An 11,986-nucleotide genomic window follows, 5' to 3' on the forward strand; every position below is an offset into this window, starting at 1 on the left:
TCGAAACAGTGCTATCAATGGGTGAGGCGCAGCTCGTGGCGGTGTTCGTGTTGATAATGTTCGGCGCAGGAGGCGCAGCGTTGTTCTGTGGGATCTTGGCTTAAGCGTTCGGTTTCGATTTCCGCTTCGCAGTCGGAACAAAGGCCGTAGAGGCCTAAGTCGAGCTGACAAAAGGCGGCATCAAGTTTATTCAGCTGGCAAAATAGCGGGTGATCGGCCAGTGGCGTTTGCGCCAATTTATCAATTAATTCTGCCAGACTCAGGCTAGCATAATGCTCCCCTATGGCTTCGAGGAACGGAGGGAGCGCGCCGATTTCTTTCCTTAGATTAGCTTCAAGCTCTGACAATTCATGTCTGATATGGGTGGTGCTCACGTAAAATCGCCTATTTCATTTGACTCTAGGCGTCCAGTCTAATAGTTCCACTACCAACGACTATGATAAAGATCAAGTATCTGCCACATTTTAGGTTTTTTCGCCGTTAAAAATCGAAAAAGTACTTCATTCCTATCGCATTATGTGTGCTATGGCGAAGTCCCTTTCATGGCTCACATTGCCGCGCATTGAATCTCGATTTCTAACGCTTATATGGCTTGTTGCCGTTCTGTGGTAGCTCACTCATCTATGATTCGTTGCCTAAGTTTCGCTGCGCAGCTTCTAATACAGCAACGATTTCTTCTGTAGTTTTAAACACGCGCAGCTCCCTGAACAAAGTATCGGCTTCGGGATATTGACGATTGAGATAGGTAAACCACTGTTTGATTCGGGCGGGATAATAGTCGCTCTTGCGGCCATTGAGTTCCCTTTGGGTATAACTGAGCATCAGCCCTAAGGTTTGCGCCCAAGTATAAGGGGTTGCACCTGTCTTGATGGTATCGGCCAAGTTCGGCAATGAAATCGCCCCGCGGCCGATCATAATACTGTCGCAGCCGGTGACTTCGATGCAACGCTTAGCATCGTCGCTGTTCCAAATTTCACCGTTGGCGATCACCGGGATCGGCAAACGTTTACGCACTTCTGTGATGTATTCCCAGTAGGCGGGCGGTCTGTAGCCGTCGACTTTACTGCGCGCATGGATGGCAAGCTCAGTCGCTCCGGCTTCATACACTGCGATAGCATTTTCCATGAACAGTGACTTATCTTCGTAGCCCAAACGTATTTTGGCGGTCACGGCATGTTCCTTCGGTACCGCTTGACGCATGGCTTTGACAATATCGTGCACACTTTCAGGATATTGCAGTAATACGGCGCCACCTTTGCTGCGGTTAACGATTTTAGCTGGACAACCAAAGTTGGCATCGACACCGTGTGAACCGAGTTCAATCGCCCGCAGGGCATTTTCGCCCATACATTGGGGCTCTTGGCCGAGTAACTGCACTCGTACTGGCGTACCCGAAGGAGTATTACCGTTGTTGAGCAGCTCAGGACAAAGTTTGAGAAAGACTTTTTCAGGCAGCAGTTGGTCTACCACACGCACAAATTCGGTGACGAGTAAATCGTAGGGATTGATGGTCGATAGAATGTCACGCATCAAAGCGTCTACTACGCCTTCCATTGGAGCCAAAATCACACGCACTGCAGTAAACCCATATCTATTTGCAAAGGGCGAGCATTCTACCTTATCGGCCTTAAGTTACAAAGTGGTCGAGTGAATGCAGATTAATAGGCGCACTCATAAATAAAATCCACGCTAAACTGATTGTCCTAGCAGGATATTTTGACCATTTCTGTGATTTAGTGATATTTTTTGCAATAGAATTGAAACAGGGCAGGTCTTTTGTAGTAAGCCAGCTACTTCTACTGTTGTTGGTCAACATTACTCAATAAACAAGAAGGGATTATTTATGAATTCAGTTAAAAAAACAGCAGTTGCAGTAGCCTTAGGTTCAGTCGTAATGAGTTCAGCTTTTGCTGTCAATGCCCAAACTAACCCGTTTGGTTTTGAAGCAATGGATGCGGGTTATCAAATTGTCGGCTCAGAAGGAAAATGTGGTGAAGCCAAATGCGGCGCGGATATGAAGAAAGCCGCCGCTGAAAAAGCCAAAGAAGGTAAATGTGGTGAAGCTAAATGTGGCGCCGAGATGAAAAAAGCGGCTGCAGATAAAGCCCATGAAGGAAAGTGTGGCGAAGCGAAATGCGGTGCCGATGTGAAAAAAGCCGCGATGGCGAAAGCACACGAAGGTAAGTGTGGTGAAGCGAAATGTGGCGCTGATATGAAGAAAACCGCCGAGAAAGTTGACGCTAAAGTCGAAGCCGTTAAAAAAGAAATGAAATAAATCCGACTGCACTGATTCCCGCAGTGATGGGGGTTATTGAGTCAAAAGAGGCCAGCCCGCGCTGGTCTCTTTTGTTTTATCCTAAGCGATGACAGCAAGCGTTCGTGAGGTTCTATGAATGATCAAAAAAATGCGGCACAGGTAGGGCTGGGCTTACGGCGAGAAATGCTCAGTGAGTTTTGTGAATCGGTGCCAGAAGCGATTAATTTTTTTGAAGTAGCACCAGAAAACTGGATGACCTTAGGCGGTAAGTTTGGCCGTCAATTTCGTGAACTGACCGAGCAACATAGTTTCTATTGCCACGGTTTGAGCTTATCGATTGGTAGCCCCGAACCCTTAGATCTTGCGTTTGTAAAAAACATCAAAACCTTTATGGATTTACACCAAATCCAAATCTATTCCGAACACTTAAGTTATTGCTCAGGCCAAGGTCACTTATACGATCTCATGCCGATCCCTTTTACCGACGCCGCGGTAAAGCATGTGGCGGCGCGGGTGAAGCAAGTCGAAGATATTTTAGAGCGGCCACTTATTTTAGAAAATGTGTCATTTTATGCCGCCCCCGGCGCGCACATGAGTGAACTTGAATTCGTCAATGCTGTGCTGCAAGAAGCCGATTGTAAGCTGCTACTCGATGTGAACAACATCTATGTGAACTCGATAAATCATCAATACGATGCCGATACCTTTTTACAGGCCATGCCGACGGAGCGTATCGCTTATCTGCATATCGCTGGGCACTACAAGCAAGCTGAAGATTTACTCATCGACACCCATGGCGCCGCCATTAACGATCCCGTTTGGGCACTGTTGCAACGTTGCTATGCCTTACATGGGGTAAAGCCGACCTTGCTTGAGCGTGACTTTAATGTGCCGAACACCGCTGAATTGTTGCTCGAGCTAAATCAAATCCACGCTTATCAAGCGGCAGCGCCCAGCTCTCACATTCAAAATAGCGCTCATGTTGTAAAGAGGATCGCCTAATGGATTTTAAGCAAGTGCAGCAATCCTTTATCGATTATATCCGCGATCCGTCTCGGCCATTGCCCGCGGATACTGATGTCCGGCGCATGCAGGTTTACCGCGAGTTATTTTTCAATAATGTGCTGGGATTTGTGTCGAATGGCTTTCCCGTGCTGAAAAGTTTGTATTCTGAGGAAGAGTGGTTGGCATTAGTGCAAAGCTTTTTTAGTCAACATGATTGCCAATCGCCGATTTTTATCGATATCGCGGGCGAGTTTTTAGATTTTTTACAGCAGGAATATCAGCCCACGGCAAATGATCCTGTTTTTATGCTCGAATTAGCGCACTATGAATGGCTGGAGTTGGCCGTTGCGGTCGCACAGGCGAGTGGGGATGAATCTCAACTTAGCCCAGCGCAAATTCCGATGCAGGCCTTATGTTTATCGAAGACGGCGAGGGTGGCGCAGTATCATTTTGAGGTGCAGCACATTCGTCAGGATTATCGTCCGCAGCAACAACTCGATACGCCAGTGTTTTTTTGTCTCTACCAAGATGCCGATTGCGAAGTGTGTTTCCTACAGTTAAATCCCTTAAGTGCGCAGGTGCTGGCATTTCTTCAAGCTCAAGGCCAAGCGAGTTTTAAAGAGATAGTTGATTGGTTAACAATCACTTACCCTAAAATGGCGCCAGAGATTATTGCGCAAGGTTGTACCCAGTTACTCGAGCAATTAGCGGCCAAAGGGATAGTGCGCGGTCGTCAGTCTTAAGGTGGGGATTCTTGCCGAAATAAATGCAATAACCCTACAGTTAGAGGGTTTTTATTAATTTGACAAACCGCTACAATGTCGGCCGTTTTGTGATCTCAATCACTGTACGATTCCTGCGCACTTATACTTGCACATACTAGAGGAGCTGTAATGAGTAGTCAGCCGTTCAAAGACCCATTTAATTTTTTGTATTTTATTGGTTTTATTTTAGTTTTACTGTTGCCGACTCTGCCAGCAAGCCTGTCTTGGTTAAAGCACTTAGGTCTAATTTAAGCGAGCGTTAATCTCGAGCGCATAGACTATTGGCCACTCTTAGAGTGGCTTTTGTTTTTCCGATAAAGGGTAAGTAAATCGATGGTATTAAAGCGCGGATTATTTTTATTGTTAGGTTTAACCGCGTTAGCCTTGGGTTTACTCGGTATCGTGCTGCCTTTGCTACCGACCGTGCCGTTTATCTTGCTTGCCGCTTTTTGCTTTGCCCGCTCCAGTGAACGTTTACACCATTGGTTGATGACTCATCCTTGGTTTGCCGATGCCTTAACCCAGTGGCAAGAGCAGCGAGTAATGCGTAAGGGGTTGAAACGCAAAGCCATGGTCGTCAGCGCGCTGAGTTTTAGTGTCAGCATTATTGTGGTGCCTATCCTTTGGGTAAAAGGTTTGCTGCTCGTGATGGCACTCGTCTTACTCTGGTATCTCAAAGGGATCCCTGAAATAGAGGGATGATTGAGCGACACTATGGATTCAATGTGTGGCAAATCGTTTTCGCCGCGTCATGGGTGAGGGGATGTAACACAGTGCCGACAGGGTTTGATCTAAGGCACAAATTGATAACCTTTCCATCACTTGTGCGTTGTGATTGTTGCAACTAAAACTAAAGCGGCATAAGCTTTGTCCGACTTTCGACAATGCGTCCACCCAGTGTGGACGTTTTGTTTTATACCGCCAACGCTAGGTTGGTGAATTGATTAAGTAACTTATTAAGTAAATATGATGGCTATGAATACAGAAACCTTATCCTTGATAAAGCAAAGCATTAAAACGATTCCTAATTATCCTAAGGAAGGGATTTTATTTCGAGATGTCACCAGTTTGCTTGAGAATGCAGCCGCCTATAAAGCGACCATCGACTTGTTAGTTGAACATTATCGTGGCCAAGGCTTTACCAAAATTGTGGGCACTGAGGCCCGTGGTTTCTTGTTTGGCGCGCCGCTGGCTTTAGAATTGGGTGTGGGTTTTGTACCTGTGCGTAAACCGGGTAAATTACCGCGTGCAACTATCAGCCAAAGCTATGAACTGGAATACGGTCACGATAGCCTAGAAATTCATACCGATGCGATTAATCCAAATGACAAAGTGCTAGTGGTTGACGATTTACTGGCGACTGGCGGTACTATTGAAGCAACCGTTAAACTCATTCGCCAACTGGGCGGTGAAGTTAAACATGCGGCCTTTGTGATCTCATTACCTGATTTAGGTGGTGAAGCCCGTTTAACCGCATTAGGGCTTGAGTTGGTTAAACTTTGTGAGTTTGAAGGCGAATAAATCTGCAGCTAAAGGCGCCTTGGGATAGTTTGATGGCATGTCAAATCATGACATGTTATCTTTCAAAGTTCTCGGGGCGCATGCTCCCGCTCTTGTATCACATACTCTGGGGAGTTCCATGTCATATCAGGTGTTAGCCAGAAAATGGCGCCCTGCCACATTTGATCAAATGGTTGGCCAAAGCCATGTTTTGCATGCCTTGACCAATGCGTTAAGCCAGCAGCGCTTACATCATGCTTACCTGTTTACGGGAACGCGCGGTGTCGGTAAAACCAGCTTGGCGCGACTCTTTGCCAAAGGCTTAAATTGCGAACAAGGCGTGACAGCGACTCCCTGTGGTGTTTGCGGCAGCTGCGTGGAAATCGCGCAAGGCCGTTTTGTCGATTTAATTGAAGTCGATGCCGCGTCCCGCACTAAGGTCGATGACACCCGTGAGCTGTTAGACAATGTGCAGTATCGTCCAACCCGTGGCCGTTTTAAGGTTTATCTCATCGACGAAGTGCATATGCTGTCGCGCAGCAGTTTTAACGCACTGCTAAAAACCTTAGAAGAACCCCCCGAGCACGTTAAATTTCTTTTGGCGACAACTGATCCACAGAAACTGCCCGTGACTGTGTTATCCCGTTGTTTGCAATTCAATTTAAAAAGCCTTACCCAAAGCGAAATTGGCACTCAGCTCAATCATATTTTGACTCAAGAGCAATTTCCCTTTGATGCTGAAGCCCTAAAGCTTCTTGCCAAAGCCGCCAATGGCAGTATGCGTGATGCCTTGAGTTTGACCGATCAAGCGATCGCCTTTGGTGGCGGCAATGTGATGCTCACTCAAGTGCAAACTATGCTGGGCAGTATTGATGAGCAGCATGTGGTTGCCTTGCTTAAAGCCTTAACCGATGCCGATATTGGCGTGTTAATGCACACTTGCGCCCAAGTGCTCGCGTACGGCGCCGATGCCCAAGAAGTACTGCGCAGTTTGCTTGAGCTGTTACATCAAATTACCTTGACCCAATTTGCCCCCGCGGCCGCGCAGCAATCTTTGTATAGCGCGCAAATTCGCGCCTTTGCCGAGCAGCTGACGCCGGAGCAAGTGCAGCTTTATTATCAGATTTTATTAACGGGCCGCAAAGATTTACCCCATGCTCCAGACCCTAAATCGGGTCTTGAGATGGCGCTGTTACGGGCTGTCGCATTTGTGCCAGAAAAGCCGGTAAAGCGTTGGCAGCCAGATGCGGTCGCTGAGATCCGTTTACCCGAAGGGCAAACGCCCGTTGCGGCAACTGCTGCAGCGCAAGCTCCTCATGTAAATGAACAACAGTTTGCTGAAACACATACTGCTGAAACACATACAGCTGAACCGCATACCACTCAAACAGTGCCTGCCGAAAAAAAAACAGCATTAATTGAGCAAACTAGCGCTAACCAGCAAGTTGAAACCGCGCAAGCGGACGCTGTTGACATGGCTGACGTGTCAATTGAGCCAGCAGATACCTCAGAGCAGGCATTTGATGCTGAACTCGAAGCGGATGCGGCATTAATTGCCGAACAGGCGGTGATTCTAAGTCAGGCGCAGAGTCAGGGATTTAACGCTGACAGCTTAAACGCTTACACAGTTAATGCTGAGGTAGAGCCTCAAACTCAAACAGTATCAACCGCTCAAGCGCCTTCTATACATATACACATTTCTGAACCCGTTGCTGACATTGAAGCATCGGTTGCCAGTCTTGATGCTCATAATAGTGAAGTTCCTGAATTAATTGGGGCAACTGCCGAGTCGAGTATTGTTAATCCAGCTATGGCTGAAACGCTTGTTGATTCAACACCTGCTGTTAACAACAGCGCAGCTGAGAACACACTGGATAACAATCCCACCGCTAACAACACGCTTGAGCAAAATGGGCTTGATGAACATAGTCCCTATGGAACTGAAGCCGAGCATTCATATCCAGCGATGGGAGCTTATGCCCAAGAGTCAGCACCGCTCGATTCCTATCAAGATGCTTATGTTGAATTCTCCTCCGGCTCTTACAATGACGATGATTTTCATCACAGCTTTGACTCTCATGCTGTGCCTGATGATGTTCAACACTCAGCTAATGTTCAACACTCAGATAGTGTTCAACATTCTGCTGATGTTCAAAGCGCAGCAAGTATTCAAAGTGCTTTAGGCATGCAAGGCTCTGTTGATAGTCAGTCAGCTGCAATGGCTCAAGTGTCTCCTCAGACACTAACTCCAATTTCAATTCCAACACTAGCCTCCGCATCCTTAGCCGATGATGATATTCTCTCGGCGGTATTGGCGGCGCGGGATTCACTGTTATCGGATCTTGATGCCTTAAGTGTTAAGGACGGTGATGAAAAAAAGTCGTCACTGGACTCAAAATTAAAGACACCAAACAGTAAAGCCAATGGGATCAGTTTATCAAAACCTGCCAGTAAAAGTGATGCAAGTCAGACAAGTGCGTCATTCTCTGCCGATCCTGCCGCTGATTTAGATCCCGATTTAACAATAGATTTCGATGATGATTTTGACTTAGATCTTGAGCCCATCGCTCAGCATCAATCAGTGCCTTCGGTTGCAAGAGCCACTAGTTCTGTCCCAGCTGATCCAGTCAAACCGGCAGCATATGACCGTCCTCCTTGGGAGACTGCGCCAGAAGTAGCGTCAACAGCTGAGCTTATCGAAACGACTCAGGTTGATAGCGGCAATACTAATATCGCTGATGCTGTGATGGCTCAAGGCTCTGATATAAATGATGACTTTGCCAGCAGTGGCCAAGGATCTTTAGAGACTAGCAATACTACCAATAACGTGCCTGATGGCAATGACTCTCAGAGTGCTGAGCAGGGTTCAGGTTCGAAGTCACAAGCGCTTCAAACTCAAGCAAGACATCAAGATAAAGTGCAAGCTACCGCGTTAACGCCGGCTAGCACGACTGCACTGACTCAGACGGCTAGCGCTGTTGAGCGCACGCAGGAGAGGGAAGTCGCGCTTAGTACACTTCCGATCAGTGGTCATCCATTAGATTTGCATTGGTACAAGTTGATGGCGAGCTTAGAGGTCGGCGGGCGAGTGCGGCAACTGGCGGTTAATTCCGTTTGCCAAACCCAGAGCGATCCTTTGCCGCTGCTGCTTAAGCCAAATCAGAAACATCTTGCGGCCGATGTCGCCATAGTTCAGCTTGAGCAAGCCTTAAGTGCTGCGCTCGGGAACCCAAGACGGGTACAAGTGGTCATAGGAATCGATGCGCAGCGGGAAACGCCTTTAGAGTTACGTAAACGTTTCCACCAAGAGTTGCTGCAACAGGCGCATCAATCATTGATCCATGATGATAATGTGCAATGGTTGATCCAACGTATGGGCGCCGAACTCGATGCCGACAGTTTAGTGTACCCACCTGAGTTGTTGAATTTACGCAGTCAGCAAATACAAGCTTTACCTGAGCTAACTGAGGCCGCGAGTTAACCACTATCGATTATCGACGAGTCCTAGGGGCAAAGTTTGGTCGTTAATTTGTTACGCCGTGGTTTAAATTTGAGTTTAAAGTGCCTATTTATAGTAATGCTGCTGAGAAACTCGGCATCGAGATCATAAGTTTATTAACAAGATAACGGCATTGATTGCCAATCCCATTTATTTAAGTAAGATTAGCCGCGTTAATGCTTGCGACTAACCCTAATAGAAGAGAAAAAACTATGTTTGGAAAAGGCGGTATGGGCAATCTGATGAAACAGGCCCAGATGATGCAAGAAAAAATGGCCAAAATGCAGGAAGAAATCGCCCGTATGGAAATGGTGGGTGAATCGGGTGCAGGTTTGGTGAAAGTCACCATGACAGGCGCGCACACAGTGCGTAAAGTCGAAATCGACCCAAGTCTGATGGAAGACGACAAAGAAATGCTGGAAGATTTGATTGCTGCAGCTTGTAATGATGCAGCCCGTCGAATTGAAGAAAATCAAAAAACTAAAATGGCTGAAGTCACTGGTGGTATGCAATTACCTCCAGGCATGAAAATGCCATTTTAATTGAGATAGCCGATGAAATTTAGTCCACTGTTAGATGAGTTAATTCAGTCCCTGCGTTGTTTACCTGGGGTTGGGCCTAAATCGGCGCAACGTATGGCGTTTCAGTTACTCGAGCGTGACAGAAAAGCAGGGCTTAAATTAGCCAGTGCGCTGTCCAGTGCGATGAGTGACGTCGGTCATTGTCAGTCTTGCCGAACCTACACTGAAGAAACCCTCTGTCCGATTTGTGCTAGCCATAAACGCGGCACGTCTTCCACCATTTGTGTGGTGGAAACGCCAGCCGATGTGTTAGCCATTGAGGCGGGTGGACATTTCACCGGTCGCTACTTTGTTCTTTTAGGTCATTTATCGCCACTCGATGGTGTTGGGCCAGAAGAGCTAGGTTTAGCGTTACTCGAGCGCCACTTGGCTTCCGGTGATGTGGCGGAGTTGATTTTAGCGACCAATCCGACGGTAGAAGGCGAGGCAACAGCGCATTTTATTGCTGATATGGCCAGACGCCATAAGGTGATGATCAGTCGCATCGCCCACGGCGTACCCGTTGGTGGCGAGCTTGAATACGTGGATAGCACGACGTTAGCCTTGTCATTTAATGGCCGTTTACCGCTTTAACAGAACACAGTGACTCAGTTTAGTTAGTGTAATGTGATTGATTATATTAGCTTTATTTAAATGCTGAACTGTACGACTCGACTCAATTGTCGCCATAGCGCTTGTATACCATAAACCCGCCAAGAACCTATCTTGAGCGGGTTTTTATTTGCCCAGTGTTGCAACCTAGATGTCGAGGCTGGGTTGTGGTGATAGGGCCGTGGAGATAGCGCTGTGCTTCAATTCTCATTTCAATTGATATCTACCCATATAAAAACTAGGTTTATCAATAGTTTTTTAAATTTCATACTTGTCTTATGCGAGCTTCATCCGTAAAGTCGGTTTGATAAGAAGCGGGCTAAGTTGCGATTTACCACAGTGTTCGCGCCTTTGTGCCTAAGCTAATTCGTGGATTTAGATCTGTGTACGTTGAACCGGACAGGTATTTTTTATTAGAAAACCATGGAGGGGACTCATTGGAAAAGATTACGATTAGGCATGCAGAGAAGCGTGACGCAGCAGCCATTCAAGCCGTATATGCCTGCCCAAATGCCTATACTGGTACCTTACAACTCCCTTGGCCATCGACCGATAGATGGGAGTCACGCCTTGCGGCAACATCGAATCATATTAGTCGCTATGTCGCAGAGATTGAAGGTGAAATTGTCGGCGAGTTGGGTTTTGAGGTGTACGATCAACCCCGTCGTAGGCATGTTGCCTCCTTTGGAATGGGGGTAAAAGACAGCTACCAAGGCCGCGGTGTTGGCAGCGCCTTGATTAATGCTATGCTTGAGCTTACCGATAAATGGATGAATATAAAACGAATTGAATTAACGGTTTATACCGATAATCATGCCGCCATTGGTCTGTATAAAAAGTTTGGCTTTGTGATTGAAGGTGAGTCGAAGGATTTTGCCTTTAGAAATGGTGAGTTTGTCAGTGTGTATCATATGGCGCGGATAAAATAGCATGCTGATCTCGGCGCTATTTTAGCTGTTGCTTAAGGCATTTACTTTAAGAACGGACTCTAAGTGCTCATTCCAAGTCCTAACTTTAAGTACTTACTTCAAGTGCTCACTTCACAAACCGAGGTCTGGGATAGCATTAAGCGCTCATTTTCAGAGCTCGCTTTAGGTGCTAAGTGTGTGTCTATCTCAACTTTTAAGGATAAAAAATGGGACTCATTTTATTGCCATTGCTGATACTTTGGTTGGGTGTTGGTATTTATGCCATTCGTATTGGCTATCAAGTCTTGGCTGGGACATCTCAATTAAGCTATACACTCAGTGTTTGTTCTATCGCTATCGTGGCATTACTGCTTTATCTCTATTTCGGTTTCGCTCAATTTAAGGAAAATAAAGCGTTGTGGGCGTTCGAAATTCCGATGTTTTTTGCTGCGGATAAGCTCGCTTTTGGCGTCATGATCCTTGGTCTGTTGCTGCACTGGTTCGGTCAAGGTGTTCTCACTTCCGCTTATTTGAAACCTCTACCTTTCATCATGATTTTCACCGTTTCCTTTGGTGCTATGGCAGGAGTCATATTGTCCGACACCTTCATGGCGAAATTTGAAATCCAAAAAACGCATTGATGTCAGCTAATCAGGTTAAATTTTTAGTTTGAATGCTGTTGCTGAAGTGGATTTGAACTGACGATCTTCGATCGCTATTTATAGAGAGTTGAATCTGACGAGTTACCAGTGGTGCACTGATGATTTACAGAAAGTTTTATGAATTTCAGATACAAAAAAACCAGCTTAAGCTGGTTAAATTGGTTGCGGGAGCCGGATTTGAACCGACGACCTTCGGGTTATGAGCCCGACGAGCTACCA

The 11,986-nt window shown here is 46.6% G+C and carries 12 protein-coding genes; 10 read left to right on the top strand and 2 right to left on the bottom strand.

From position 1 onward, the window contains the following. Positions 1 to 14: 14 nt before the first annotated feature. Together Q4Q50_RS17570 and Q4Q50_RS17575 are read right to left on the bottom strand one after the other, a co-directional pair. Positions 15 to 374 carry a TraR/DksA C4-type zinc finger protein gene (locus Q4Q50_RS17570; RefSeq protein WP_011847065.1) on the bottom strand — a complete coding sequence of 120 codons (360 nt, stop codon included), beginning with the start codon at positions 372 to 374 and terminating at the stop codon, positions 15 to 17. Positions 375 to 621: 247 nt separating this feature from the next. Then, on the bottom strand, positions 622 to 1,575 hold the full coding sequence (locus tag Q4Q50_RS17575; protein WP_011847064.1) for a tRNA-dihydrouridine synthase: 954 nt from the start codon (positions 1,573 to 1,575) through the stop codon (positions 622 to 624). Positions 1,576 to 1,843: 268 nt separating this feature from the next. On the opposite strand from Q4Q50_RS17575, the gene Q4Q50_RS17580 reads away from it, so the two are divergent. From Q4Q50_RS17580 to Q4Q50_RS17625, 10 genes are all read left to right on the top strand, one after another. Continuing rightward, positions 1,844 to 2,275: an HvfA family oxazolone/thioamide-modified RiPP metallophore gene (locus Q4Q50_RS17580; protein WP_006082089.1), complete on the top strand. Its 432-nt coding sequence runs from the start codon at positions 1,844 to 1,846 to the stop codon at positions 2,273 to 2,275. A gap of 114 nt (positions 2,276 to 2,389) precedes the next feature. Then, positions 2,390 to 3,259: an HvfB family MNIO-type RiPP peptide maturase gene (locus tag Q4Q50_RS17585; protein WP_107404342.1), complete on the top strand. Its 870-nt coding sequence runs from the start codon at positions 2,390 to 2,392 to the stop codon at positions 3,257 to 3,259. Next, positions 3,259 to 4,005: an HvfC family RiPP maturation protein gene (locus tag Q4Q50_RS17590; protein WP_311900447.1), complete on the top strand. Its 747-nt coding sequence runs from the start codon at positions 3,259 to 3,261 to the stop codon at positions 4,003 to 4,005. The genes Q4Q50_RS17585 and Q4Q50_RS17590 overlap by 1 nt, the downstream gene beginning before the upstream one ends. 354 nt (positions 4,006 to 4,359) lie before the next feature. Continuing rightward, the gene (locus Q4Q50_RS17595) at positions 4,360 to 4,728 is read left to right on the top strand and encodes a YbaN family protein (protein WP_283628558.1); all 369 of its coding nucleotides are present in this window, start codon (positions 4,360 to 4,362) and stop codon (positions 4,726 to 4,728) included. Positions 4,729 to 4,995: 267 nt separating this feature from the next. After that, positions 4,996 to 5,547 carry an adenine phosphoribosyltransferase gene (apt, locus tag Q4Q50_RS17600; protein WP_086010671.1) on the top strand — a complete coding sequence of 184 codons (552 nt, stop codon included), beginning with the start codon at positions 4,996 to 4,998 and terminating at the stop codon, positions 5,545 to 5,547. A 37-nt stretch (positions 5,548 to 5,584) separates the two neighbouring features. Next, complete coding sequence (dnaX, locus tag Q4Q50_RS17605; protein WP_311900448.1) at positions 5,585 to 9,007, top strand: DNA polymerase III subunit gamma/tau; 3,423 nt, start codon at positions 5,585 to 5,587, stop codon at positions 9,005 to 9,007. 230 nt (positions 9,008 to 9,237) lie between these two features. Next, complete coding sequence (locus Q4Q50_RS17610) at positions 9,238 to 9,567, top strand: YbaB/EbfC family nucleoid-associated protein (protein WP_028759630.1); 330 nt, start codon at positions 9,238 to 9,240, stop codon at positions 9,565 to 9,567. A 12-nt stretch (positions 9,568 to 9,579) separates the two neighbouring features. Next, positions 9,580 to 10,179: a recombination mediator RecR gene (recR, locus tag Q4Q50_RS17615; RefSeq protein ID WP_006082081.1), complete on the top strand. Its 600-nt coding sequence runs from the start codon at positions 9,580 to 9,582 to the stop codon at positions 10,177 to 10,179. A 455-nt stretch (positions 10,180 to 10,634) separates the two neighbouring features. Continuing rightward, entirely contained in the window at positions 10,635 to 11,126 is a 492-nt protein-coding gene (locus Q4Q50_RS17620) for a GNAT family N-acetyltransferase (protein WP_311900449.1), read from the top strand. A 206-nt stretch (positions 11,127 to 11,332) separates the two neighbouring features. After that, the gene (locus Q4Q50_RS17625) at positions 11,333 to 11,746 is read left to right on the top strand and encodes a hypothetical protein (RefSeq protein ID WP_311900450.1); all 414 of its coding nucleotides are present in this window, start codon (positions 11,333 to 11,335) and stop codon (positions 11,744 to 11,746) included. Positions 11,747 to 11,986 lie beyond the last annotated feature (240 nt).

The sequence above is a fragment of the Shewanella scandinavica genome (assembly GCF_031932065.1).
GTDB classification, from domain to species: domain Bacteria; phylum Pseudomonadota; class Gammaproteobacteria; order Enterobacterales; family Shewanellaceae; genus Shewanella; species Shewanella baltica.